This window comes from Bradyrhizobium sp. C-145 (assembly GCF_023375135.1).
GTDB lineage: Bacteria > Pseudomonadota > Alphaproteobacteria > Rhizobiales > Xanthobacteraceae > Bradyrhizobium > Bradyrhizobium zhanjiangense.
On record NZ_CP088150.1, the window covers coordinates 9,449,785 to 9,472,146 of the forward strand.

Below are 22,362 nucleotides of genomic sequence, written 5' to 3' on the forward strand. Positions count from 1 at the left end.
AATCAGGTACTATGACCGAACAGACGCTCGCCGCGCCCGTCGACGACCCAAGGGAACGCCAACGCGGCTTTTCGCGCTATCAGGCGCTCCTCATCGCGCTGCTCGCGTTCACGCAGTTCACGATCATCCTCGATTTCATCATCATGTCGCCGCTCGGCGCCATCCTGATGCCCTCGCTCAACATCACGGCCGGGCAGTTCGGCGTCGCGGTGTCAGCCTACGCGTTCAGCGCGGGGATCTCGGGCATCCTGGCCGCCGGCTTTGCCGATCGCTTCGATCGCAAGCGCTTGCTCTTGTTCTTCTATGTCGGCTTCACGCTCGGAACGATGCTCTGCGCCGCCGCGCAGACCTACCATGTGCTGCTGCTCGGCAGGATCGTGACCGGATTGTTCGGCGGCGTGATCGGCTCGGTCGTGCTCGCCATCGTCACCGACCTGTTTCCGCTGCAACTGCGCGGCCGCGTGATGGGCTTCATCCAGACCGCGTTTGCCGCGAGCCAGGTGCTCGGCATTCCCGCCGGGCTGTTTCTCGCCAATCACTGGAACTGGCATGTCTGCTTCGCCGCGATCGTCGTGGTGTCGATCGCCGCGATCGCGATCATCGCCCTGGTCATGGAGCCGGTCGATGCGCACCTGAAATTGAAGCAGGACAGAAGCCCGTTCCGCCATCTGATCGCGACGATCGGACAGACGCGCTATACGCTGGCCTTCGCCGTCACGACGCTGCTGGCGACCGGCGGCTACATGCTGATGCCGTTCTCCAGCGCCTTCACCGTGCACAATCTCGGCATCGACATTACGCATCTGCCGACGATCTATCTCGTCTCCGGCCTGTTCAGCATCGTCACCGGGCCGCTGGTTGGCAGGGCGAGCGACGCGTTCGGCAAATACCCGACCTTCGTGTTCGGCAGCGTGGTGTCGGTGATCATGGTGCTGATCTACACCCATCTCGGCCACGTCTCGCTGGCGACCGCGATCCTCGTCAACGTCTTGATGTTCGTCGGCATCTTCTCGCGCATGATCCCGTCGCAGGCCTTGATGTCGGCGATCCCCGATCCGAGCCAGCGCGGCTCGTTCAGCGCGGTCAGCGCCTCGCTGCAGCAGCTCTCCGGCGGGCTCGGCTCGGTGCTCGCCGCAGGCATCATCGCGCAGCAGGCGGACGGCTCGCTGATCCATTTCGACCGCCTAGGCTACATCGTCGTCGCGACCTCGATCGTCTCGCTGGTCGCGATGTATTTTGTGCAGAAGGCGGTGGCGGAGCGGGCGGGGAAGCGGGTGGTGTGAGGGCGGCGGGCTGATTTGTACTACAGAGGCACCGTTGTGGCGGCGATACTTCGGCGATCCCAATAAGTCATCGTCCGAACCGCTGGACTAGCCTCGCTCTTCAGGCTCATCGTTGCTCTCCAGTTTCTTCCGTAGCGTCGTGACGACACGGTGAACGGCTTGCAGGTCCTTGACTGCGAGCCCTTCCGAAAGGCCGTTGGCCCACGGCGCCTGCAAAGCCATGGCAGCGTCGAAAGTGCGCCGTCCCTTATCGGTCAGGACGACAAGTTGCGCTCGCCGGTGATGCGGGTTGGCCTCGAGCGCCACAAGCCCTTCCGCGAGAAGGTCGTTGACGATCCGCTGCACGTTCTGCCGATTGGCACCCAGATCGCGGGCAATCCATGCGACTGGCTGGGGGCGCTCTGCGTGCACGATGGCGCCGAGGATTTGCCAGCGGGCGCTGGTGAGCCCGAGGCGGGCCACCAAGCGGTCGCCTGCGGTCAAGAGCAGGCTGTTCAGCCGGAACAGGTCAAGCATGAGGTTGGTCAGGGCATCGCCGGTTGGCGTGCGTTCGGATTTCAGCATATGTCACCATAAATCTATATTGACATTATAATGTCAAGTTGGTATATAGCATCGTACCATAATGACATCATGCAACCAACCTCACGGAGGCTTCATGTCGCACCTACGCCCACTGGACCCCGCCTTTCCGATCGATCGTCAGCTCGGCATCGATACCAGCCCCGTCGTGCTGGTGAATGTCTTCACGCTCGACAGGGCCGACGAGCAGAGCTTCCTCCAGGTCTGGCAGGACGATGCTGCCTTCATGAAGCGGCAGCCGGGCTTCATCTCCACCCAGCTTCACCGCGCGATCGGCGAAAGCCCGACCTATCTGAACTATGCCGTCTGGGAATCGACCGCCCACTTCCGGGCTGCGTTCACGCACCCTGAGTTCAGATCGAAGATCTCGGCCTATCCCTCGTCCGCCGTCGCCTCTCCGCACCTGTTCCAGAAGGTCGCCGTGCCCGGCATCTGCGTCGCGTAGCTCGCTTCGAAAACGGCAGGATCCGATGACCAAGATCATCCACCCGATAGCGGGCGCGGTCGCACTGACGACTGTTGCGACCTTCTGGCTTTCCACGGCTTTCGCGGAGATGCTCGCGTCACACGCGAGCGTGACCATGGTCAAAACGGCCATCCCATGGGGCTTCCTGCTGTTGGTACCGGCGCTGGCAGTAACGGGCGGCTCGGGGCTCTTCCTCGCCAAGGAGCGGCGTGCTGGCCTGATCGGTGCGAAGATCAAACGGATGCCGTTCATCGCCGGCAACGGCGTCCTGGTTCTGATTCCTGCCGCCCTGTTTCTAGCTTCCAAGGCGAAGGCCGCCGAGTTCGACTCGACATTCTACGCGGTGCAGGCGCTCGAGCTGCTTGCCGGCGCCACCAACATCGTTCTTCTCGGTCTCAATATGCGGGATGGCTTCAAGATGAAGGGCCGCTTCCGCGCCGGCCCAGGCGGGCGCTTCGACGCCAAGGCAAAGGTCTGAGGACCGCCCGCAACCTCGCTCTCGATCGATCCGCCCCGCTCATGTCCGGAATTGCCGGACTCCCGATTTCCGAAAGGCAATGATGATGAAATTGGAGATCCGGGACTCCTAGAGTCCATGAACGCTGTGTCCCGGCCTTGTGTACCGGTCAGCGGCTCAATTTCCCTGCAAATGAGCGATTTCAACCACTTGGGTTGGGGGTGGTGCCCAGGAAAGGACTGGGTCGCCACCACTGAAATAGCCCTATTTTCTAGGGGATTGGAGCCTACCGGCTAGGTGCTGTGTACCGGTGTTGTGTACCGGAAACAAGCAGCTCAGTTCGAACTGCCGACGGTCACCTCCACCTGGTAACCCATGGCGTCGCGCTCCATCTGCCGTGCAAATTCCTCATCACGACGCCGCCGCTGGCCCGCCAGGGCCTTCCAGCGCGCCAGCTCCGCTTTGGCACCAGCGCCGTCGAGATACATGTTCATCGGAATGAAGGCGTCCTTGCGTCCGATCAGCTCACCAGTGTCGGCCTCGACGATATGGAGCTGGCCATTGCCAAAATAATCCTGCTCGAACCGCCTGACTTCATGAACCCGCTCCGCTGAGTCAGCGCTGCCGGTGTCCCGCACCCCGATATCCTTGAACACGTCGAAGACGATACGCTCCTGCTCGAAGTCGAGCAAAAACCTGAACGTGACGTCCCCTTGAAGCGACTCGAAGTGCATCTGAACGACGCTGCCCGAATGGCCCAGGCGTTTGCACCGCAGACCTTCGAGCGGGCCGTAGGCCCCCTTTCGGCGAATGCGCACGCTGATGTCCGGCACGTCCACGACGGGATCACCGGAGGGCGGCTTACCTTCCTGCATGAACTTCACGATCTCAGGCCCCAAGATTTTCTTGAAGCCCGCCAGCTCGTAGAGGTGCTTCCTGAAGTTCGTACCCCGAGTTTCGACGCCAAAAACCTGCTCAATTGCCCTGATCGCGAGAGCCCGCACGATCGGAAGCTCAGACCCGAGCCGACGGAGATCGCCCGGGATGTCAGGGTCAACGATCGGCTTCCGTGCGCCATGCGCCATGGCACATCGGCCAGATTTGAACAGGTGCGTACTGACCTCCTCGGCGGTCGAGAAGCCCTGCGCCTTGATACCGTCGATTGCCTCCTTGACCCCGAAGCCGTCAAGGTCGGCTATCGCGCCCGCGATCCAGGCAATGCGCTTCTCGTCGCGCGGGAAGGCGGTTTCGAGCACCTTGTAGAACGACAAGAATGCGTAGCCGACGTGGTTGAGGCTGCGCCCCTCCCGCATCAGCGCCAAGGCGAGCATCGCCTTCTCTGCGGTGACCTCGAGGAAGTAGGACAGGTCGAACTCGTCGCAAATCATGAAGCCGCGCTGCTTGTCGCGTCCCATGGGACTCGGGAGACTTCCGCCGCCAAGACCACCGCCCTCGACCGCGTAACCCCGCTCCTCGACCCAGCTGAGCATGGAGATGAAGCGCATCACCAGCTCCTCGCATTCGTGCCGGGCTTTGCCGGGCGGGACCATCATGGCGACCGCCGGGAAGAAGTCCTTCATCACCGGCATGATCCAGATGTCGACCCCGCGCCACTGCACCTTCTGGGCGACGATCGGCCAAGGACTTGTGGTCGCGATGTTGGCGACGATCCACTCTCCGCGCTGAGCCAGCTCGCCCTTGATGACGTCTCGGTGGTCCGGAATATCGCGCCGGAAGACCGAGTCTTCTTCGAGGTCCGAGATCTTTGCCGCTACATTCATCGTCGAGAACCCTTAGGTCTGTCCTTTCGCCTGTCCCTGCCATTGAGAATGACTCCGGCAGGGAATCGCGCCTGAGAGTCCCAGCATATAGCGTCTACCGAGAAATCTACACCTAAATGTAGAGGCTCGCGCCCTGTCGCCACACCGGGGGATGTTGCGGACCCTAAGATCACAGCTCACCCAGCATCCTGGCGACCGCGGTGGCTGCGTAGGGCTTCCCGGATTCGCTGACGAACCCGGCATCGGCAAGTGCAGCGGAAATATCTCGCAACGACCGTCGTCCTGCTTTAGGGGATCGCCGCCGCAGCTTCCGCGCCAAGGCAATCATCTGACCGCCGTGCTCGCGCTGATCCAGCTCTGCGTAGCTCTTGCGGCCTTCGACCTTCACGCCTGAGGCGCGCTTGCGGTCACGAGCGGCCTTCAACTTGGCGACCAGCCGTGCCTTTTCGAGTTGAGCGAACACACCAGCGATCTGCCGCATTGCGACCTTGAACGGATCTTCCGTGGCAGCGAGGTCGTCCCCGAGAAGGGACGGTTCTGCAAAGTTTATTTTTGTATCCTTGTTTATTGTTTATTTTTTTGCTATCACTTCTCACATCGACCCAAAGGTTATTGCGACCAATCACAGGAAGGAAACATGAAAAAGGTTCTTAAGCAGGAAGTTTTGCCCGACGTCTGGAAGATCCTCGAGCGCAGGTATGGTCAGCTGAAGCTCCTATCTGGCCAGGGTGTCATCAGAGGAGAGCGCGTCCAATTTCTGATCGATGGCACGGAGGCTCGTTGCGTTATCAAAACGAGCACTGGCGGGCGCATATCTTTCGGGAAGCGCGACGGGAAATGGAGTGGTCTCGATGAGAGCGATTTCGTCGTCGTGGTAGCACCGACCGCCCCCGATCGAGCCGATCACATGGTCAGTATGTTCGACCAGCAGACGATGCGGGAGATTTTCGACGAGAACCAATCTGCGCAGGACAAGGCAGGAATGGGCGACCTTCCGAACTGGGTCGCACCGTTCCACGAAAACGGACGGGGTCCACGCGGTGTAGGCGATGGGTTCGCAGATCGAGCACTTTGGGCCGAACCTCTCGCTCCTTCTCCTCCAGCGTCCACCAGTAAGCCTGGAAGCTCCGTAGAAGTCGGATCGGAGGCCGCCAAGTCGAAGGACGTTCGGGCGCTGACGATCGATGAGGCAAAGCAGGGCTTGGCAAAGACGTACGGCGTTAGCCCTGCGGCTATCGAGATCTCAATCCGTTGGTAATCCTTAGAAAGGACGAGCGCTATGCCGATTGATCTGCACTACGTTTGCAAGCACGGCCTCAATCATCGCCACATTGGTGATCAAGTGCACGAGTCCGGCGAATGGGTCGCGACCGATGATCTCGCCACGGAAGCGATGGGCGGCCGGCTCTACCTTCATGAACACCAGAGAGATCGCGCTTGGCATGGCGGCACCATCCTGAGTTGGCGAGCGGCCCCCGACGCGAAGCGGAAAATCTTCACGTACAGAGTGGATGGGCATTTCCGAATCAACTGTCCCGGAAATTGGGCGCAGGAAAAAGCAGTCGTTAGACGCTAACGCGCGCCTGAACTTTCAGCTATCCGCTTGGGGAAAAGCGGGACGGGCGGTCCGCGTCGTGCGCCCGGCGTGGACTCTCGTGGGATGAGGACCCAGCTGCCGCGGCTCTGATCGTCGCGCCGCCCAAAGTCTGGCAAGTATGTCCCGGGCTTAGTTCTTGCGAATGTCGGCGATCGAATGGTCGCGAGTCCGTAGGGAGAACTTGATCTCGTTTCCAATTTTCGCCGTTACGGCGAATGCGGGGCTTCCCATGCACTCCTCGAACGTCAGAAGTGCCCTCTCGTTGTCGAGGGTTTTGAGGACGTCGAGAGGCGTCCGCGTCCTGAAGCTGTAGAACGACGAGTCAGTATCTTTCGAGAGGTAGGCCATTCGATAGTTCATACGCGCTGTGTCCCGGTTTTGTGTACCGGTCAGCGGCTCAATTTCCCTGCAAATGAGCGATTTCAACCACTTGGGTTGGGGATGGTGCCCAGGAAAGGACTCGAACCTTCACGGCCGTTAAGCCACTGGCACCTGAAGCCAGCGCGTCTACCAATTCCACCACCTGGGCATGCCGTTTGGGGCACGGAGGCGGTTACTACGGTTCGGTGACGCCGTTGTCAATTCATGCGTGAAGCCTGTTTCGGGATGCCGATTGCGCATCGCAAACCGGCCCGATACAAGCCTGACAACACGTTACCCACCTGCAGGAACCGACCCCCATGGCATCGAATCTGGACACGCTCGTCACGATTTTCGGCGGATCGGGGTTTTTGGGCCGGAATGTCGTCCGCGCCCTGTGCAAGCGCGATTACCGGATCCGGGTCGCGGTGCGGCGGCCGGAACTGGCCGGATACCTCCAGCCCTCCGGCAAGGTTGGGCAGGTCCACACCGTGCAGGCAAACCTGCGCTATCCGGCCTCGGTCGAGGCGGCGCTGCGTGATTCGCATGTCGTGATCAACCTCGTGGGCGTCCTCACCGAGGGCGGCCAGCAGACCTTTGACGCCGTCCAGGCCAAGGGTGCCGAAACCGTCGCCAAGGCGGCGGCGGCCGCCGGCGCCAGCTTGGTGCATGTCTCCGCCATCGGCGCCGACGCCAAATCGCCCTCGCGCTACGCCAAGGCCAAGGCGGCCGGGGAGGAGGCGGTAAGGGCAGCCGTGCCGTCGGCGACGATCTTCCGTCCCTCACTGATGTTCGGGCCCGAGGACCAGTTCACCAACCGCTTTGCCGCGCTGGCCCGGATTTCGCCGGTGCTGCCGCTGATCGGCGGCGAGACCAAGGTACAGCCGGTCTATGTCGCCGACGTCGCCACTGCGATCGCCGACGCCGTCGACGGCAAGGCCAAGGCGGGCGCGACCTACGAGCTCGGCGGGCCGGACGTGCTGACCATGCGCGCGATCATCGAGGCCATCCTCGCAATCACCAATCGCGAGCGGATGCTGATCCCGCTGCCGTTCGGGCTCGCCCGCTTCAAGGCTAACTTCCTGCAATTCGCGCCGGGCGCGCTGAAGCTGACGCCGGACCAGGTCACGATGCTCGAGCTCGACAATGTCGTGTCGGATGCGGCGAAGGCGGCGGGCCTGACGCTGGAAGGGCTCGGCATCACCCCCGATTCGCTCGACACCATTGCCCCGCAATATCTCTGGCGCTTCCGCGCGGCGGGCCAGTTCCAGCGCAAGAGCGCGTGAGGTTGATACCTCTCCCGCTTGCGGGAGAGGTCGCCGCGAAGCGGCGGGTGAGGGCTTTCTCGTCATCGGGTCTCTCTCTGTGGAGACACCCTTTCCCCGACCCTCCCCCGCAAGCGGGGGAGGGAGCGCACCGCCGGTGCGGATACACCTCAAAACTTCAGCTTCTTGAACACCGCTTCGGGCAGCGTCTTGATGATCAGCATCACCAGGCGCCACTTGCCGCTGACATAGACGACGTCGGTTTTGCTCTCGACGGCCTGAAGGATCGCATCGCCGACCACCGGCGCTTCGACCGTGAGCGGGCCGATCAGCTTCATGCCTTCCGTCATCTTGGTACGGACGAAGCCGGGCTTGACGGTGACGACGTGCACGCCACCGCGGCTGGCGCGGGCACGCAGGCCCGACAGGAACGCGGAGAAGCCGGCCTTGGCCGAACCATAGACATAGTTCGAGGCGCGGCCGCGATCGCCGGCAACGGACGACACGCCGACGATCGTGCCATTGCCGCGGCCTAAAAACTTTTCGGCGAACAGGCCGAGGATCAGCGACGGGCCTTCGTAGTTGGAACGCATGATCGTGGTGGCGTGGGCAAGATCGCTCTCGGCGGTCTCCTGCACACCGAGCAGGCCGACGATCGAGACAACGACGTCAGGCAACGCCGGCAGGCCGCCGACAAAGCTCTCGAACGACGCAGTGTCGAGCACATCGAATTTATGGAGTCCGACCTCGATGGTGTAGCGCGCGCGCAGATCGGCGGCATCAGGCTCTAGCACGGCGACGTCGCGGCCGGCGAGGCCGACATCGTATCCCGCTTTGGCAAAGGCGCGCGCGGCGGCGCGGCCGATATCGGAGGAGCCACCCAGCACCAATACTGACTTGCGTGACGTCACGGCCTAGACCTCATCAAACAGGCGTTGTGATAGTTTCGAGCGGATGGTCCCGGCGGGATCGAGCGATTTGCGGATCGCATTGAAGCGCTGCAAGGCCGGATAGCCGGCGGCGAACGTCGCGCGCGACTGACGCGCATCCTTGGCGAGATACAGCCGGCCGCCGGCAGCGACGACCAGGCGATCGATCTCGTCGAGGAAATTCAGGATGTCGCCCCTCAGCGGGAAATCCAGCGCCAGCGTGTAGCCGGGCAGCGGAAACGACAGGATGCCGTCGCCCTGGCCGAGCTTCTTGAGCACGGCGAGGAAGGAGGCATCGCCGCGACGCGCGACGCGCTCGAGGATGTCGCCGAGCACCGCGCGCGCCCCCTGCTCCGGGATCACGCATTGATGCTGGAGGAAGCCGCGCTTGCCATAGATACGATTCCAGTCTTTGAGGCTGTCGAGCGGAAAGAAATACGGATAGAGCGAGACCACCTGGCTGCCGCCGGCGCGCCGCGCGCCCATGCGGTAATACAGCTCGTTGAAGGCGCGGATGCTGATGCGGTTCAGCGTCATCGAGGGCAGGTCGACGGGCATGCGGAGGCCGGGATCTTTGCCGACGGGAAATACAGCGGCGCCAGCGGCGAGCTCGTCTTTGCCGGCGTGCTCGCCGAGATAAATCAGCGCGCGGCCGAGATCCTTGCCGCGCGCAACACAATCGATCCAGGCCACCGAATAGGTCGCGGAATCGCTCGCATCGAGCGCGCGCATCGCTGCGTCGAGGTCGGATGCGGAGATCACCCGCTCGCGGATCCATCCCGTTTCGGCCGGACGCAACCGCATCGTCGCTTCCAGGATGATTCCGGTCAGGCCCATGCCGCCGATAGTCGCAAAGAACGCATCGGAGTTCTGTTCGCGCGAGGCTTCGATCACCTCGCCCTGTCCGGTTCGCAGCAAAATACTCTCGACATAGCGGCCGAAGCCGCCCTCGCAATGATGGTTCTTGCCGTGCACGTCGGCAGCAATGGCGCCGCCAATCGACACGAAGCGCGTGCCGGGAACGACGAAGGGCAGGAAGCCGCGCGGGCCGAAGGTCTCGATCAGGTCCGACAGCTGCACGCCGGCCTCGAGGCGGATGCGTCCGGTCGCCGGATCGAACCACCTGATCCGGTCGAACCCCGTCATCGCGACGGTCCTGGCGGCGCCGATCGCGGCATCGCCATAGGCGCGGCCATTGCCGCGCGCGACAGTGCCGGCCGAGATAGCCTCGCCAACCGCCGCGAACGAGCGCGGCCGCAGCACATCGCTATCGACGACCGGGAAACGCCCCCAGCCGCTGACGAGGGTCATGGTTCAGCTCCTGTGCCGGGCTCCGCCCGGCGTCGGAAACTGACTACCGATCAAAAGCTTATTTTGCGTTGAAAACGCTCTTCCAGCCTGGCGGCGTAGCCCGGATGGAGCTAGCGGATCGGCGCAAAGCGCCGACCGATGACGCAATCCGGGATCGTGCAACAAGCGACGCCGGCTCCGGATTACGCTAGCGCTCCATCCGGGCTACAGCCAGGCGCTTTAGTGCCCCAGCGCCAGCGCGACCAGGCCGAGCGTGCCGACGATGACGCGCCACCAGGCGAACAGCATGAAACCGTGCCGAGTGACGTAGGTCAAAAACGTCTTGACCACGATGATCGCGGTGATGAACGACACCACGAAGCCGATCGTGACGATGTTCATGTGATCCATCGTCATCTCAGAGCGGTTCTTGTAGAAATCGTAGGCGAACGCGCCGATCATGGTGGGGATGGCGAGGAAGAACGAGAACTCCGCCGCCGCGCGCTTGTCCGCGCCGAGCAGCATGGCGGCCACGATGCTGGCGCCAGAGCGCGACACGCCCGGGATCATCGCCACGCACTGCGCGATGCCGATATAGAGATACATCAACAGCGGAAACTTGGTGGCATCAAACTCGCGCGGCTTGAGCTCGAGCCTGTCGACCCAGAGCAGGATGGCGCCGCCGACGATCAGCGTGAAGCACACGACCCACGGATTGAACAGCATGAGCTTGATGTACTTGCCGGCGACGAGGCCGACGATCACGGCCGGCAGGAACGCCACCAGCACGCCGATCACGAAGCGGCGCGCATAGGCATCGCCCGTGAACAGGCCAATCGCGACGTCCCAGAGCTTCCTGAAGTAGAGCCCGACGATCGCGAGGATCGCACCCAGCTGGATCAGAACCGTAAACGAATCCCAGAAGGCTCCTTCGCCGAGGTGGAAGAAGCGCTCGGCAAGCAAGAGGTGGCCGGTCGAGGACACGGGAAGGAACTCGGTCACACCCTCGATGATGCCGAGGATCACTGCCCGTATTGCATCTGACATATTTACGGTCCATTTCGGCTGGAAAAGCGGGGCTCTTCTCGCCTATTCGCTCCCATGCCGCAATCGCAAAATGCGACATCACGCCCTTGCTTCGCGGTTTTGAGGAACTAGTGTGGCGCCGCACAAACATTGATGGATTCTTAAGCACCATCAAATAGTCAAAGGCTTCATGTTTACGCTGTTTCATCATCCGTTCTGCCCGCATTCACGCTTCATCCGCCTGATCGCGGGCGAATACGGGCTCGACCTGAAGCTGGTCGAAGAGCGCAGCTGGGAGCGGCGCGAGGCGTTTCTGCTGCTCAATGCGGCGGGAACGACGCCGGTTCTGGTGGACGACGAGCAGCCGCCCATACCGGGCGCGGCGATCATCGCCGAATATGTCGACGAGGCCCATGGCGCCGAGATGGGACCCAAGCGCCTGATGCCGCAAACGATCGGCGAGCGGGTCGAGGTGCGCCGGCTGATGGCCTGGTTCAACGAAAAATTCTTCGAGGAGGTCTCGCACCCTCTCGTCACCGAGCGCATCTACAAGCGGTTCATGAGCGAGGAGGACGGCGGCGGCCCGCCTTCGGCCGACGTGATGCGCGCCGCCAAGGCCAACGTGCGCTATCATCTGGCCTATATCGGCTGGCTGGCGCAGACGCGTAACTTCCTCGCGGGTGACCGGCTCACCTACGCGGATCTCGCCGCCGCGGCGCATCTCTCGGCGATCGACTATCTAGGCGACGTGCCATGGAGCGAGGACGACGCAGCAAAGGCGTGGTACGCGCGGGTGAAGTCCCGCCCGTCGTTCCGTCCGCTGCTCAGCGAATGGCTGGCCGGCGTGCCGGCGTCGCGGACTTACGTGGACCTGGATTTCTGAGCTCCGATCCGGCTGAACTGAAGACGGCGCTTGCGCGCGAAGCCCGCGCGCTCGGCTTCGACTGCATCGGCATCACCGCACCGGGCACGATCGAGAGCGCCGGAAAATATTTTCTCGAATTCATCGCATCCGGCGGCCATGGCGACATGGACTGGCTGGCCGCAAGCCCTGAGCGTCGCGTCGATCCGCGCGGGCTGTGGCAGGACGTACGCTCGGTGATCATGCTCGGCGTCAATTACGGCCCCGATCAGGATCCACTGGCGATCCTGAAGCGGCGCACGCGTGCGGCGATCTCGGTCTATGCGCAGGGCGATGACTATCACGACCTCATCAAGAAGCGGCTGAAGGCGCTGGCGCGCTGGCTGGTCGCGACCGCGCCGTCCGACGTGAAGGTGTTCGTCGACACCGCGGCGGTGATGGAGAAACCCTTGGCGCAAGCCGCGCATCTGGGCTGGCAGGGCAAGCATACCAATCTCGTCTCGCGCGCGTTCGGCTCCTGGCTGTTCCTCGGCGCGATCTACACCACGCTGGAGCTGCCGCGCGACGATGCGGAGATCGACCATTGCGGCTCGTGCCGCGCCTGTCTCGACATCTGCCCGACTGCCGCGTTTCCCGCGCCCTACAAGCTCGATGCGCGGCGCTGCATCTCGTATCTCACCATCGAGAACAAGGGGCCGATCCCGCACGAATTTCGCAAAGCCATCGGCAATCGCATCTATGGCTGCGATGATTGCCTTGCCGCCTGCCCCTGGAACAAGTTCGCGCAGGAGGGGCGCGAGACCAAGCTCGCCGCGCGCGATGAATTGCGCGCGCCTGATCTCGCTGAGCTGGCACGGCTCGACGACGCGGCGTTTCGCGCGCTGTTCACGAAGTCGCCAATCAAGCGCATCGGCCGCGATCGTTTTGTGCGGAACGTGCTGATCGCGATCGGCAATTCAGGGGAGGAGGCCCTGGCTGCGGAGGCGTGGCGATTGCTGGATGATGCGAGCCCGCTGGTGCGCGGGGCCGCGGTGTGGGCGTTGGGGCAGTTAATGTCGGAGGAGGAGCTTGCGGCGATGAAGAGCGCTGCGATGGATGGAGAGTCTGACGAGAGCGTGCGTGAGGAGTGGCGCGCCGCCTCCTGAAATTTTCCTCATCCGCGACTCACATCTGAACCAGCGTCAGTGCCACATCCTCCGTCATTGCGAGCGCAGCGAAGCAATCCAGAATCTTTCCGCAGAGGCAGTCTGGATTGCTTCGTCGCAAGAGCTCCTCGCAATGACGCGAGCGCGAGCGCCGTTCGGCACCCTGTACGATCTTGATTTCCAAGCGCGTTTCTTCAATCTCGCGCGTCATGACAAACATGCCTTTCTTCACCCGCGACGTCGACACATTCCATCCGACGGAAGTCGCCAACGGTCCATGGGACCCGAAATCGCTGCACGGGCGCGTCATCATCGGCCTGCTCGGCTTCGCCATCGAGGAGCGCCATTCCGGCCCCGAATTCGTGCCGGCCCGACTCACCGTCGACATGTTTCGGCTGCCGACCATCGACAAGCCGGTCGAAGTGACGACGCGGCTGGTGCGCGACGGCTTGCGCATCCGCGTGGTGGAGGCGGAGTTTGTCTCCGGCGGCGTCAGCATGGCGCGCGCCTCGTGCCAGCTGTTGCGGCGGACGCAGAATCCGGAAGGTAACGTCTGGTCGCCGCCGAATTGGGACGTGCCGAAGCCGGCCGACATTCCAAAGCCGACCGATCCCAGGCTCGGCATGAACGGCAAATGGACGACGCGGCCGATCATCGGCCATATGGGCTCGCTCGGACCGCGCCGGCTCTGGATGAGCGAGGTGCGCGAGCTCGTTGCGGGCGTGCCGATGACGCCGTTCGTCCATGTCGCTGTTGGTGCCGATTTCGCCAGCCCGTTTGCCAACGCCGGCGACAAGGGGCTCGGCTACATCAACAGCGACGTCACGATCTATCTGCATCGCCTGCCGGTCACGAAGTGGATCGGCTTCGAGGTGGTGAATCACCACGCCACCGACGGCGTGGCGATCGGCGAATGCTGGCTCTATGACGAAGAGGGCCCGATCGGCACCGCCACGGTCGCCGCGCTGGCGCAGCGCAAGCCGATGGTGAATCCGTCGAAGCGGTAGTTTGTCGTCATTCCGGGATGCGCCGTCAGGCGCAGACCCGGAATCCATCGGGCCGCGGGCCAAGAGGTGAAATGGATTCCGGGCTCGCGCCAATGGGCGCGCCCCGGAATGACGAAATGGAGAGCGCGGCGCTCAACTAAGATGCCGCTGCATCTCCGGCCGCGCCTTCAGCTCGGCGCCCCGCTTGGCGACGATCTTCGCAATCCGTTCCGGCGCAAATTTCAGGTCGACGAACGCCGGCGCAGTGTTGGCAACTTCGTGATAGCTGGCGATCTTGCCGCCCGTCAGCGTCATGATCGCCACGCCCTCGAACATCGCCCGCGCGCCGTTCGCCTCCGGCAGGGTCGATTTGTAGCTGAACGTGTAGCGCGCATAGAGCGTGGTGCCGTCCGATACGGGATTGTGCATGTCCCAACGGAAATCGGTTGCCGTGCGATAGAACCAATCGTCGATCATCGCGGCGATCTTCGCGCGGCCGGCGAAGGCGCCGTAGAACACGTCGTGATAGACGCCGTCCTCGGTGAACAGCTCAGCAAAGGCACGGCCGTTGCGCTGCTCGACCGCATCGCAGAAGGTGCGCAGCATGGCGGTGGTGGTGGTCATTGTGTTGCCTCCCGGTGCTTCTTATTGTGCCCTCTCCCCTTGCGGGAGAGGGCAGCTCCGCTCGTTGATACGCATTCGCTTGGGTGAGGGGTCTGTCTCGGCGAACACGTCTATTCGAGTTCGCGGAAACCACCCCTCATCCGGCGCTTCGCGCCACCTTCTCCCGCAAGGGGAGAAGGAAGAGAGACACTTCACTCGATCTCCGCCACCGCGGCAAGAATGCGCGCGATGTCCTGCGGGCGGGAGAGGCGGTGATCGCCGTCCTGGATCATGGTCAGCACGACGTCGTCGGCCGGCAGGCGATGCGTCAGCGCGAAGGCGTGCTGCCACGGCACATCGGGATCTTTCGCCCCTTGCAGGATGCGGACGGGGCAGCCGAGATCGATGGCGCTGCCGAGCACGAGGTGATTGCGCCCCTCCTCGATCAGGTTTCGCGTGATCGGATAGGGCGAGCCGTCGCCATAGTCCGACGGCCGCATCCAGACGCCTTTGGTCTCGATCTCCTTCTTCACCGCGGGCGAGAAATTCTTCCACATCAGCGCCTCGGTGAAGTCGGGCGCCGGCGCGATCAGGACGAGACCGGCCAGCGAGGCCTTGGCTTGCTGTTGCTCTTGGCGCTTCTTGATCTCGCGCGCGAGCAGCAGCGCCATCCAGCCGCCCATGGAGGAGCCGATCAGGATTTGCGGACCGTCGCAGAAGCGCTCGAACACCGCGACACTCTCCTCCAGCCAGCGCCCGATGGTTCCATCGGCGAATTCGCCGCCGGATTCGCCGTGACCGGAATAGTCGAACCGGACCACGGCGCGGCCGTGCTCTCTGGCCCAGGCGTCCAGCGCCAGTGCTTTGCCGCCCTGCATGTCCGATTTGAATCCACCGAGCCAGACCAGCCCGGGGCCCGTTCCGCCACGGCGGCGCACCGCGATCCTGCGCGCGGACGGGCCCTCGCCGACATCAATGAAGTCGAGCACGGTATCGGGAATTGCATTGGTCATGGAACGTTTACTCTGGCTGTGCGGTTTGAGCTGTTTGGTCGCGCCCCGCAGCTCAATTCGGTGTCGGCATTGGCCCTTTGGGACGCTTGCGGAACAGAAGCAAGGTGTCTATGTCGTCTGCGTGCCAGCGGGCGTGACCAAAATGCCTCGCATTTGAGGGTTTTTCGCGTCTCGCACGAGCGACTTGCTTGCCGGCAAACGCATCTTCCTTCAAAATGGCCGCTTCCTTCACAACTTTGGAGAACCACCCATTCGCCGTCCTAATAAAGCTCCGCCCGCTGCCAGCAAAGACGGGCCCCGCATCAATGATGATATCCGCAATGCGCAGATCCAGCTGATCGATCAGACCGGTGAGAACAAAGGCACGGTCGAGACCGTCGTCGCCATCCGGATGGCCCAGGACGTGGGCATGGATCTGGTCGAGATTTCGCCGAATACCAGCCCTCCCGTCTGCAAGATCATGGACTACGGGAAGTACAAGTATTCCGCTCAGAAGAAAGCCGCCGAAGCCCGCAAGCGACAGAAGACCGTCGAGATCAAGGAGATCAAGCTCCGCCCGATGATCGACGATCACGATTACGACGTGAAGATGCGCGCGATGCAGCGGTTCTTCGAAGAGGGCGACAAGGTCAAGATCACGCTGCGCTATCGTGGTCGCGAAATGGCGCACCAGGAGATCGGCACCAAGCTTCTGGACAAGATCAAGACCGACGTCGCCGAGCTCGCCAAGGTCGAGCAGGACGCAAGGTTCGAGGGCCGCCAGGTCGTCATGGTGCTGGCGCCGCGCTAACGCTGGCTTGTTAGGATCGAGAGTTCAACGGCCCGTCCGGATCTCCGGCGGGCCGTTTTGTTTTGGTCGAGGTGCAAGCCGCGAGCGCTGCTGCAACCTCTCCCGCAAGCGGGGGAGGGAGCACATCGAACGCTTGGCGCCTACGTCCTTGTCGCCTGCCAGGTGCCGCTGCACTGGTCGCCGGAGATGATGCCTCTCCACGAGCCGGCGCCGTTGATGCCGGCGAGCCGGCCGCCGCCGCTGGCGTAGGAGGCGCCGACCGAGACCTGGACCGCCACAGTGCCCCCGCGATTGACCTTGCCCGACACCCGCCCGCCGCCGGCAGACGACACCCGGCTGCCGGTGACGGTGAAGGGAACGCTGTAGCCGGAGCTGCAATTGCCCCTCGTGGTGGCGAAGGTGACGTTCCAGATGCCGTCATAGCCGCCGGCGCGGGCATCGGCAGTCGAAGGCATCATGGCGGCGGCAAGTACGGCGAGCAGCGCCAGGCGGCGCGGGCGGGCAAAGGTGGAAATCGATTGCGGGAAATCGGCCATTTTGGTCCTGCTCCGGACATGAAGGCGTGGATATTGGGGGTGGCAACTCCAAATAGTCGGCGTGCAGGTTCCGGCGGTTCATCGTTGCCATTTGGCTCCCGCTCTGTCATAAGCCCAGCCTTCATCGCCCGGCTGATTAAGGGCTGCCGTGGCGATGTACCGTGCGGGTTTCTCGTTTGTTCGTAAAACCTGAGCACAATCAACGCTCTAACGAGCATTTTAGACGGCCAGCCGCCTTCACGGGCGGATTTCTGTTGCGGCCATAGGAGAGCCAAATGCCCAAGCTGAAGACCAAATCGGGCGCTAAAAAGCGCTTCAAGGTGACTGCCACCGGCAAAGTGATGCACGCCCAGCGCGGCAAGCGTCACGGCATGATCAAGCGGACGAAAAAGCAGATCCGTCAGCTCCGCGGCACCCGCGTGCTGTTCAAGACCGACGGCGACAACGTCAAGAAGTACTTCTTGCCGAACGCCTGATCGCGTCCACGATCACTGCCACCTCGCCGCGCTTACGCGCGGCGATCCGAAAACCAAGTCATCTCTGAAGGATTTCCGTCATGTCTCGCGTCAAACGCGGTGTGACCGCCCACGCCAAGCACAAGAAAGTCTACAAGGCCGCCAAGGGTTTCTACGGCCGCCGCAAGAACACCATCCGCGCCGCCAAGCCGGCCGTCGAGAAGGCCGCGCAGTACGCCTTCCGCGACCGCAAGCGTCGCAAGCGCACCTTCCGCGCGCTCTGGATCCAGCGTCTCAACGCCGCGGTGCGTCCGTTCGGCCTGACCTATAGCCGATTTATCGACGGCCTTGCCAAGTCGGGCATCACCGTGGACCGCAAGGTGCTGTCGGATCTCGCGATCCGCGAACCCGCCGCGTTCCAGGCGATCGCCGAGAAGGCCAAAGCCGCGCTGGCGGCGTAAGCCGTCTTCCACTGTGCTCTGCGCAGCGTTCAGCTTGTGATGGCCCGGGCAGCGGCGCGTCTTGGCGTTTGTCTTGGCGCTTCGACTGCCCCAGCCGTCATCTCTTGCGCAAACACACTTCTCCGACGTGGATGCCCGGCAGAGTGCCGGGTGTGACGGGCTAGGATCATCGGCTCAGCATCCTGGCCAAAAGGGATTGCCATGACCGATCTTGCTCAGCTCCAAGCCCAGATCACCGCCGACATCGCCGCCGCCACCGATGAGGCAGCGTTAGAGGCCGTGCGCGTCGCGGCCCTCGGCAAGAAGGGCTCGATCTCAGCGCTGCTCGCAACGCTCGGCAAGATGTCGCCAGACGAGCGCAAGACGCAGGGCGCCGCGATCAACCAGGCCAAGGACGAGGTTAGCCAAGCGCTCGCAGCAAAGCGCGACGTCTTGAAGTCGGCAGCGCTCGATGCGCGGCTTGCCGCCGAGACCATCGACGTCACCCTGCCCCTGCGCGATGCGGCGGCTGAAGCCGGCCGGATCCATCCACTGAGCCAGGTCTGGGACGAGCTGACCACGATCTTCGCCGACATGGGCTTCTCGGTCGCCGAAGGTCCCGACATCGAGACCGACGACTACAACTTCACCAAGCTGAACTTCCCGGAAGGCCATCCCGCGCGCGAGATGCACGACACCTTCTTCTTTCATCCGAAAGAAGACGGCTCGCGCATGCTGCTGCGGACCCACACCTCGCCGGTGCAGGTGCGCACCATGCTGAGCCAGAAGCCGCCGATCCGCGTGATCTGCCCGGGCCGGACCTACCGCATCGATTCGGACGCGACCCACACGCCGCAATTCCACCAGGTCGAAGGCCTCGTCATCGACAAGACCTCGCATCTCGGCCACCTCAAATGGATCCTGCATGAGTTCTGCAAGGCGTTCTTCGAGGTCGACCATATCAACATGCGCTTCCGCCCGTCGTTCTTCCCGTTCACCGAGCCGTCGCTGGAAGTCGACATCCAGTGCCGCCGCGACAAGGGCGAGATCCGCTTCGGCGAGGGCGAGGACTGGCTCGAGATTCTCGGCTGCGGCATGGTGCATCCCAACGTGCTGCGCGCCTGCGGCATCGATCCCGACGAGTACCAGGGCTTTGCCTGGGGCATGGGCATCGACCGCATCGCCATGCTGAAATACGGCATCGCCGATCTGCGCCAGCTGTTCGAGAGCGACGTCCGCTGGCTATCCCATTACGGCTTCAAGCCGCTCGAAGTGCCAACGCTTGCCGGAGGGCTGAGCTCGTGAAATTCACTCTCTCCTGGCTGAAGGATCATCTCGAGACCGACGAGTCACTCGACAAGCTCGCCGACAAGCTCACCATGATCGGGCTCGAGGTCGAGAACATCGAGGACAAGGCGAAGGCGCTCAAGCCCTTCACCATTGCGAAGGTGATCTCGGCCGAGCAGCATCCGAATGCGGATCGCCTGCGGGTCTGCATGGTCGACACCGGCGACGGCGGTGCGCCGGTGCAGGTCGTGTGCGGCGCGCCGAATGCGCGGGCCGGACTCGTCAGCGTATTCTCGCCGCCCGGCACCTACATTCCCGGCAAGGACATCACGCTCGGTGTCGGCACCATCCGCGGCGTCGAGAGCCGCGGCATGCTGTGCTCGGCGGCCGAGCTGCAGATCTCCAACGACCATGACGGCATCATGGAATTGCCCGCGGACGCCCCGATCGGCGCCGGTTACGCCGAATGGGCCGGGCTCGGCGATCCCGTGGTCGAGATCAATCTGACGCCGAACCGGCAGGACTGCACAGGCGTGCACGGCATTGCGCGCGATCTTGCCGCCGCCGACATGGGCAAGTTCAAGGACCCCACGATCAAGCCGATCAAGGGTGAATTCCCCTGCCCCGTGAAAGTGACGGTCGAAGACGCCACGCTGTGCCCGGGCTTCGCGCTGCGCCTCGTGCGCGGCGTCAAGAACGGGCCGTCGCCGGAATGGCTGCAGAAACGACTGACCGCGATCGGGCTGCGCCCGATCAACGCGCTGGTCGACATCACCAATTTCATGACCTTCGATCGCGCGCGGCCACTGCATGTGTTCGACGCCAAGAAGGTGAAGGGCAACCTCGTCGTGCGCCGCGCCCGCGAGGGCGAGACGCTGCTCGCGCTCGACGGCCGCACCTACAATCTCGATCCCGCGATCTGCGTGATCACGGATGAGCACGGCGTCGAATCGCTCGCCGGCATCATGGGTGGCGAAGCTTCCGGCTGCGACGAGAACACCACCGACGTGCTGATCGAATCGGCGCTGTGGAACGAGATCAACATCGCCCAGACCGGCCGCAAGCTCGGCATCAATTCCGATGCGCGCTACCGCTTCGAGCGCGGCGTCGATCCCGCCTTCATGGTGCCGGGGCTCGAGCTCGCGACCAAGCTGGTGATGGAGATGTGCGGCGGCACGCCGTCGGAGACCGCCGTGGTCGGCAAGGCCTTCGGCGACGATCGCGTGATCGATTTCCCGGTCACCGAGGTCAAGCGTCTCTCCGGCATCGAAGTGCCGCAAGCAGAGATGAAGCGCATTCTGACCCATCTCGGTTTCATGATGGCGGGCCCGGGCCCGGTGGTGAAGGTCGCAATCCCCTCCTGGCGCACCGACGTGCACGGGAAGGCCGACATCGTCGAAGAGGTCGTGCGCATCCTCGGCGTCGACAAGGTGCCGGAAACACCGTTCGAGCGCGGCGAGGACGCGCGCAAGCCGGTACTGACTCCGCTTCAGCTCCGCACCCGCCGCGCGCGGCGCGCGCTGGCAAGCCGCGGCATGGTCGAGTCGGTGACCTGGTCGTTCATCGCAAAACCTGCGGCAAAATTGTTCGGCGGCGGTCAGCGCGAGCTCGAAGTCGCCAACCCGATCGCGTCGGACCTGTCCGACATGCGCCCGACCCTTTTGGCGGGCCTGATCGCCGCGGCGCAGGCCAATGCCGATCGTGGCTTTGGCGATGTCGCACTGTTCGAGGTCGGGCAGCTGTTCAGGGGTGACCGCCCGCAGGATCAGTTCATGGCGGCGAGCGGCGTGCGCCGCGGTGTTGCTTCTTCGGAAGGTCTGGGACGACACTGGTCCGGTTCGGCGCAGGCCGACGTGTTCGATGCCAAGGCGGACGCGCTGGCGGTGCTCGCCGCTGCCGGCGCGCCGATGCAGGCGCTTCAGATCGTCGCCGGTGGTCCCGGCTGGCTGCATCCGGGACGCTCGGGCACGATCCAGATCGGTCCGCAGAACGTGCTCGGCTATTTCGGCGAGATGCACCCGCGCGCGCTCGAGGCGCTCGGCGCCGACGGCCCGTTGATAGTGTTCGAGGTGATTCTCGACCGCATCCCCGAGGCGAAGAAGAAGCCGACCCGTGCCAAGCCTGTGATCGAGCTGTCGGCGTTCCAGCCGGTCTCGCGCGACTTCGCCTTCATCGTCGATCGTACCATCAAGGCCGGCGACATCGTGCGCGCCGCGCAAGGCGTCGACAAGAAGCTGATCACCGGCGTCAATGTCTTCGACGTCTACGAGGGCAAGGGCATCGACGACGGCAAGAAGTCGATCGCGATCGCGGTGACGATCCAGCCGCGCGAGAAGACGCTGACCGACCAGGAGATTGAGGCTGTGGCCGCGAAGGTCGTTGCCGAGGTGACGAAGAAGACCGGTGGCACCTTGCGGGGATGAGTCTCACTGACTTTCTTCCCATGGACGTCAGCCTCACCATTGCGATGGCGCTCTGCGCCGTCGCTTTCGTTTCGGGCACCGCCCGCGGCTTCTCCGGCTTCGGCTCGGCGCTGATCTTCATGCCGCTGGCGAGCAGCATCGCGGCGCCGCGGCTCGTGGCTGCACTGCTGCTCGTGATCGATTTCGTCGCGGCCGCGCCGCTCCTGCCCGACGCATGGCGCAAGGCGGACCGCAAGGCCACTGCCGTGATCGTGCTGGGCGCGCTGACCGGCGTGCCCCTTGGCACCTATTTCCTCAGCGTGCTCGAGCCCGTCACCACACGCTGGATCATCTCCTGCTTCGTCGCTGCGCTGCTGCTCCTGCTGCTGTCGGGCTGGCGCTATCGCGGCAAGGACCACGCCTGGCTCTCGGTCGGCATCGGCAGCCTCTCGGGATTCTGTAGCGGGCTGGCTCAGACCGGCGGCCCGCCGATCGTCGGCTACTGGCTCGGGCGCCCGATCGCGCCGTTCGTCGCGCGCGCCAACATCGTGCTGTTCTTCGGCGCGTCGGATTTCTTCTCGATGGTCAGTTACGCGACCACGGGCCTGATCTCGCGCGAGTCGCTCGTGCTTTCGCTGATCGTCGGCCCGGTCTACGCGCTCGGCGTCGCGTTCGGCGCCTCGCTGTTCGGCCGCGCCAGCGAAAAAGTGTTTCGCGGCATCTGCTACGCGCTGATCGCGATGGCGGTGATTGCGGGATTGCCGGTGCTGGATGGGATGTTGCGTTGAACCATCCTCGCGTCGTCCT

At 63.5% G+C, this 22,362-nt stretch carries 27 protein-coding genes and 1 tRNA gene; 15 read left to right on the plus strand and 13 right to left on the minus strand.

The annotated features are described in order from the left end of the window. Positions 1-11: 11 nt before the first annotated feature. Positions 12-1,283 carry an MFS transporter gene (locus LRP30_RS44460; RefSeq protein ID WP_249758910.1) on the plus strand — a complete coding sequence of 424 codons (1,272 nt, stop codon included), beginning with the start codon at positions 12-14 and terminating at the stop codon, positions 1,281-1,283. Between the two features lie 87 nt (positions 1,284-1,370). Here LRP30_RS44460 and LRP30_RS44465 read toward each other — a convergent pair whose 3' ends face one another. After that, positions 1,371-1,847 (minus strand): MarR family winged helix-turn-helix transcriptional regulator, encoded by a 477-nt coding sequence (locus tag LRP30_RS44465; protein ID WP_249758911.1) that lies wholly within the window; start codon positions 1,845-1,847, stop codon positions 1,371-1,373. Between the two features lie 94 nt (positions 1,848-1,941). Between LRP30_RS44465 and LRP30_RS44470 the strand changes: the two genes are divergently transcribed. Together LRP30_RS44470 and LRP30_RS44475 are read left to right on the plus strand one after the other, a co-directional pair. Next, the gene (locus LRP30_RS44470) at positions 1,942-2,310 is read left to right on the plus strand and encodes an antibiotic biosynthesis monooxygenase family protein (RefSeq protein ID WP_249758912.1); all 369 of its coding nucleotides are present in this window, start codon (positions 1,942-1,944) and stop codon (positions 2,308-2,310) included. A 25-nt stretch (positions 2,311-2,335) separates the two neighbouring features. Beyond that, entirely contained in the window at positions 2,336-2,809 is a 474-nt protein-coding gene (locus LRP30_RS44475; RefSeq protein WP_249758913.1) for a hypothetical protein, read from the plus strand. Positions 2,810-3,123: 314 nt separating this feature from the next. On the opposite strand, the gene mauJ is transcribed toward LRP30_RS44475, so the two are convergent. Beyond that, positions 3,124-4,368: a methylamine utilization protein MauJ gene (mauJ, locus tag LRP30_RS44480; RefSeq protein WP_249758914.1), complete on the minus strand. Its 1,245-nt coding sequence runs from the start codon at positions 4,366-4,368 to the stop codon at positions 3,124-3,126. Between mauJ and LRP30_RS45170 the strand changes: the two genes are divergently transcribed. Next, the gene (locus LRP30_RS45170) at positions 4,340-4,474 is read left to right on the plus strand and encodes a hypothetical protein (RefSeq protein ID WP_256477650.1); all 135 of its coding nucleotides are present in this window, start codon (positions 4,340-4,342) and stop codon (positions 4,472-4,474) included. The two genes, mauJ and LRP30_RS45170, sit on opposite strands and share 29 nt — an antisense overlap. A gap of 264 nt (positions 4,475-4,738) precedes the next feature. Here LRP30_RS45170 and LRP30_RS44485 read toward each other — a convergent pair whose 3' ends face one another. Next, on the minus strand, positions 4,739-5,050 hold the full coding sequence (locus tag LRP30_RS44485) for a hypothetical protein (RefSeq protein ID WP_249758915.1): 312 nt from the start codon (positions 5,048-5,050) through the stop codon (positions 4,739-4,741). Between the two features lie 156 nt (positions 5,051-5,206). Here LRP30_RS44485 and LRP30_RS44490 point away from each other — a divergent pair, with 156 nt between their 5' ends. After that, the gene (locus tag LRP30_RS44490; protein ID WP_249758916.1) at positions 5,207-5,827 is read left to right on the plus strand and encodes a hypothetical protein; all 621 of its coding nucleotides are present in this window, start codon (positions 5,207-5,209) and stop codon (positions 5,825-5,827) included. Between the two features lie 3 nt (positions 5,828-5,830). On the opposite strand, the gene LRP30_RS44495 is transcribed toward LRP30_RS44490, so the two are convergent. The 3 genes from LRP30_RS44495 to LRP30_RS44505 all read right to left on the minus strand — a co-directional run bounded on the left by LRP30_RS44495 (position 5,831) and on the right by LRP30_RS44505 (position 6,695). Then, positions 5,831-6,013 carry a hypothetical protein gene (locus tag LRP30_RS44495; protein WP_249758917.1) on the minus strand — a complete coding sequence of 61 codons (183 nt, stop codon included), beginning with the start codon at positions 6,011-6,013 and terminating at the stop codon, positions 5,831-5,833. Between the two features lie 282 nt (positions 6,014-6,295). After that, positions 6,296-6,514, minus strand: a complete 219-nt coding sequence (locus LRP30_RS44500) for a hypothetical protein (RefSeq protein ID WP_249758918.1) — start codon at positions 6,512-6,514, stop codon at positions 6,296-6,298. A 94-nt stretch (positions 6,515-6,608) separates the two neighbouring features. Beyond that, a tRNA-Leu gene (locus LRP30_RS44505) sits at positions 6,609-6,695 on the minus strand. Positions 6,696-6,846: 151 nt separating this feature from the next. On the opposite strand from LRP30_RS44505, the gene LRP30_RS44510 reads away from it, so the two are divergent. Next, on the plus strand, positions 6,847-7,812 hold the full coding sequence (locus tag LRP30_RS44510; RefSeq protein WP_128930447.1) for a complex I NDUFA9 subunit family protein: 966 nt from the start codon (positions 6,847-6,849) through the stop codon (positions 7,810-7,812). Between the two features lie 149 nt (positions 7,813-7,961). Here LRP30_RS44510 and LRP30_RS44515 read toward each other — a convergent pair whose 3' ends face one another. From LRP30_RS44515 to LRP30_RS44525, 3 genes are all read right to left on the minus strand, one after another. After that, positions 7,962-8,702, minus strand: coding sequence for an SDR family oxidoreductase (locus tag LRP30_RS44515; RefSeq protein ID WP_249758919.1), 741 nt, complete (start codon positions 8,700-8,702; stop codon positions 7,962-7,964). 3 nt (positions 8,703-8,705) lie between these two features. Next, a complete protein-coding gene (locus LRP30_RS44520) occupies positions 8,706-10,031 on the minus strand; it encodes an FAD-binding oxidoreductase (protein ID WP_249758920.1) in 1,326 nt (441 codons plus the stop codon). 219 nt (positions 10,032-10,250) lie between these two features. Further along, positions 10,251-11,057, minus strand: coding sequence for an undecaprenyl-diphosphate phosphatase (locus LRP30_RS44525; protein ID WP_249758921.1), 807 nt, complete (start codon positions 11,055-11,057; stop codon positions 10,251-10,253). Between the two features lie 169 nt (positions 11,058-11,226). Between LRP30_RS44525 and LRP30_RS44530 the strand changes: the two genes are divergently transcribed. Both LRP30_RS44530 and queG read left to right on the plus strand, forming a co-directional pair. After that, the gene (locus LRP30_RS44530) at positions 11,227-11,919 is read left to right on the plus strand and encodes a glutathione S-transferase family protein (protein ID WP_128930451.1); all 693 of its coding nucleotides are present in this window, start codon (positions 11,227-11,229) and stop codon (positions 11,917-11,919) included. Next, on the plus strand, positions 11,868-13,043 hold the full coding sequence (gene queG / locus LRP30_RS44535; protein ID WP_249758922.1) for a tRNA epoxyqueuosine(34) reductase QueG: 1,176 nt from the start codon (positions 11,868-11,870) through the stop codon (positions 13,041-13,043). The genes LRP30_RS44530 and queG overlap by 52 nt, the downstream gene beginning before the upstream one ends. 19 nt (positions 13,044-13,062) lie before the next feature. Here queG and LRP30_RS44540 read toward each other — a convergent pair whose 3' ends face one another. Next, positions 13,063-13,263 (minus strand): hypothetical protein, encoded by a 201-nt coding sequence (locus LRP30_RS44540; RefSeq protein WP_128930453.1) that lies wholly within the window; start codon positions 13,261-13,263, stop codon positions 13,063-13,065. Here LRP30_RS44540 and LRP30_RS44545 point away from each other — a divergent pair. After that, entirely contained in the window at positions 13,253-14,050 is a 798-nt protein-coding gene (locus tag LRP30_RS44545) for an acyl-CoA thioesterase domain-containing protein (RefSeq protein ID WP_249758923.1), read from the plus strand. The two genes, LRP30_RS44540 and LRP30_RS44545, sit on opposite strands and share 11 nt — an antisense overlap. Positions 14,051-14,182: 132 nt before the next feature. Here LRP30_RS44545 and LRP30_RS44550 read toward each other — a convergent pair whose 3' ends face one another. Together LRP30_RS44550 and LRP30_RS44555 are read right to left on the minus strand one after the other, a co-directional pair. After that, entirely contained in the window at positions 14,183-14,653 is a 471-nt protein-coding gene (locus LRP30_RS44550) for a nuclear transport factor 2 family protein (protein ID WP_249758924.1), read from the minus strand. Between the two features lie 191 nt (positions 14,654-14,844). After that, entirely contained in the window at positions 14,845-15,645 is an 801-nt protein-coding gene (locus LRP30_RS44555; protein WP_249758925.1) for an alpha/beta hydrolase, read from the minus strand. Between the two features lie 250 nt (positions 15,646-15,895). Here LRP30_RS44555 and infC point away from each other — a divergent pair, with 250 nt between their 5' ends. After that, on the plus strand, positions 15,896-16,435 hold the full coding sequence (gene infC / locus LRP30_RS44560) for a translation initiation factor IF-3 (RefSeq protein ID WP_128937058.1): 540 nt from the start codon (positions 15,896-15,898) through the stop codon (positions 16,433-16,435). A gap of 140 nt (positions 16,436-16,575) precedes the next feature. On the opposite strand, the gene LRP30_RS44565 is transcribed toward infC, so the two are convergent. Then, positions 16,576-16,971, minus strand: coding sequence for a hypothetical protein (locus tag LRP30_RS44565; RefSeq protein ID WP_249758926.1), 396 nt, complete (start codon positions 16,969-16,971; stop codon positions 16,576-16,578). 275 nt (positions 16,972-17,246) lie between these two features. Here LRP30_RS44565 and rpmI point away from each other — a divergent pair, with 275 nt between their 5' ends. The 5 genes from rpmI (at position 17,247) to LRP30_RS44590 (ending at position 22,343) form a co-directional block, all read left to right on the plus strand. Further along, complete coding sequence (gene rpmI / locus LRP30_RS44570; protein WP_008539890.1) at positions 17,247-17,447, plus strand: 50S ribosomal protein L35; 201 nt, start codon at positions 17,247-17,249, stop codon at positions 17,445-17,447. 80 nt (positions 17,448-17,527) lie between these two features. Next, entirely contained in the window at positions 17,528-17,887 is a 360-nt protein-coding gene (rplT, locus tag LRP30_RS44575; protein WP_027528250.1) for a 50S ribosomal protein L20, read from the plus strand. A 201-nt stretch (positions 17,888-18,088) separates the two neighbouring features. Beyond that, on the plus strand, positions 18,089-19,171 hold the full coding sequence (gene pheS, locus LRP30_RS44580) for a phenylalanine--tRNA ligase subunit alpha (RefSeq protein ID WP_249758927.1): 1,083 nt from the start codon (positions 18,089-18,091) through the stop codon (positions 19,169-19,171). Continuing rightward, positions 19,168-21,576 carry a phenylalanine--tRNA ligase subunit beta gene (gene pheT, locus LRP30_RS44585; protein ID WP_249758928.1) on the plus strand — a complete coding sequence of 803 codons (2,409 nt, stop codon included), beginning with the start codon at positions 19,168-19,170 and terminating at the stop codon, positions 21,574-21,576. The genes pheS and pheT overlap by 4 nt, the downstream gene beginning before the upstream one ends. After that, positions 21,573-22,343 (plus strand): sulfite exporter TauE/SafE family protein, encoded by a 771-nt coding sequence (locus LRP30_RS44590; RefSeq protein WP_249758929.1) that lies wholly within the window; start codon positions 21,573-21,575, stop codon positions 22,341-22,343. Before pheT ends, LRP30_RS44590 begins: the two co-directional genes overlap by 4 nt. The last annotated feature ends 19 nt before the right edge of the window (positions 22,344-22,362 follow it).

What these genes read in the sequence shown, in the direction of transcription:
- LRP30_RS44460 (WP_249758910.1), top strand. Translation starts at nt 12, where the DNA reads ATGACCGAACAGACGCTCGCCGCGCCCGTCGACGACCCAAGGGAACGC.
- LRP30_RS44465 (WP_249758911.1), bottom strand. Translation starts at nt 1,847, where the DNA reads ATGCTGAAATCCGAACGCACGCCAACCGGCGATGCCCTGACCAACCTC.
- LRP30_RS44470 (WP_249758912.1), top strand. Translation starts at nt 1,942, where the DNA reads ATGTCGCACCTACGCCCACTGGACCCCGCCTTTCCGATCGATCGTCAG.
- LRP30_RS44475 (WP_249758913.1), top strand. Translation starts at nt 2,336, where the DNA reads ATGACCAAGATCATCCACCCGATAGCGGGCGCGGTCGCACTGACGACT.
- LRP30_RS45170 (WP_256477650.1), top strand. Translation starts at nt 4,340, where the DNA reads ATGGCGACCGCCGGGAAGAAGTCCTTCATCACCGGCATGATCCAGATG.
- mauJ (WP_249758914.1), bottom strand. Translation starts at nt 4,368, where the DNA reads ATGAAGGACTTCTTCCCGGCGGTCGCCATGATGGTCCCGCCCGGCAAA.
- LRP30_RS44485 (WP_249758915.1), bottom strand. Translation starts at nt 5,050, where the DNA reads ATGCGGCAGATCGCTGGTGTGTTCGCTCAACTCGAAAAGGCACGGCTG.
- LRP30_RS44490 (WP_249758916.1), top strand. Translation starts at nt 5,207, where the DNA reads ATGAAAAAGGTTCTTAAGCAGGAAGTTTTGCCCGACGTCTGGAAGATC.
- LRP30_RS44495 (WP_249758917.1), bottom strand. Translation starts at nt 6,013, where the DNA reads ATGCCAAGCGCGATCTCTCTGGTGTTCATGAAGGTAGAGCCGGCCGCC.
- LRP30_RS44500 (WP_249758918.1), bottom strand. Translation starts at nt 6,514, where the DNA reads ATGGCCTACCTCTCGAAAGATACTGACTCGTCGTTCTACAGCTTCAGG.
- LRP30_RS44510 (WP_128930447.1), top strand. Translation starts at nt 6,847, where the DNA reads ATGGCATCGAATCTGGACACGCTCGTCACGATTTTCGGCGGATCGGGG.
- LRP30_RS44520 (WP_249758920.1), bottom strand. Translation starts at nt 10,031, where the DNA reads ATGACCCTCGTCAGCGGCTGGGGGCGTTTCCCGGTCGTCGATAGCGAT.
- LRP30_RS44525 (WP_249758921.1), bottom strand. Translation starts at nt 11,057, where the DNA reads ATGTCAGATGCAATACGGGCAGTGATCCTCGGCATCATCGAGGGTGTG.
- LRP30_RS44530 (WP_128930451.1), top strand. Translation starts at nt 11,227, where the DNA reads ATGTTTACGCTGTTTCATCATCCGTTCTGCCCGCATTCACGCTTCATC.
- queG (WP_249758922.1), top strand. Translation starts at nt 11,868, where the DNA reads ATGGCTGGCCGGCGTGCCGGCGTCGCGGACTTACGTGGACCTGGATTT.
- LRP30_RS44545 (WP_249758923.1), top strand. Translation starts at nt 13,253, where the DNA reads ATGACAAACATGCCTTTCTTCACCCGCGACGTCGACACATTCCATCCG.
- LRP30_RS44540 (WP_128930453.1), bottom strand. Translation starts at nt 13,263, where the DNA reads ATGTTTGTCATGACGCGCGAGATTGAAGAAACGCGCTTGGAAATCAAG.
- LRP30_RS44550 (WP_249758924.1), bottom strand. Translation starts at nt 14,653, where the DNA reads ATGACCACCACCACCGCCATGCTGCGCACCTTCTGCGATGCGGTCGAG.
- LRP30_RS44555 (WP_249758925.1), bottom strand. Translation starts at nt 15,645, where the DNA reads ATGACCAATGCAATTCCCGATACCGTGCTCGACTTCATTGATGTCGGC.
- LRP30_RS44565 (WP_249758926.1), bottom strand. Translation starts at nt 16,971, where the DNA reads ATGGCCGATTTCCCGCAATCGATTTCCACCTTTGCCCGCCCGCGCCGC.
- rpmI (WP_008539890.1), top strand. Translation starts at nt 17,247, where the DNA reads ATGCCCAAGCTGAAGACCAAATCGGGCGCTAAAAAGCGCTTCAAGGTG.
- rplT (WP_027528250.1), top strand. Translation starts at nt 17,528, where the DNA reads ATGTCTCGCGTCAAACGCGGTGTGACCGCCCACGCCAAGCACAAGAAA.
- pheS (WP_249758927.1), top strand. Translation starts at nt 18,089, where the DNA reads ATGACCGATCTTGCTCAGCTCCAAGCCCAGATCACCGCCGACATCGCC.
- LRP30_RS44590 (WP_249758929.1), top strand. Translation starts at nt 21,573, where the DNA reads ATGAGTCTCACTGACTTTCTTCCCATGGACGTCAGCCTCACCATTGCG.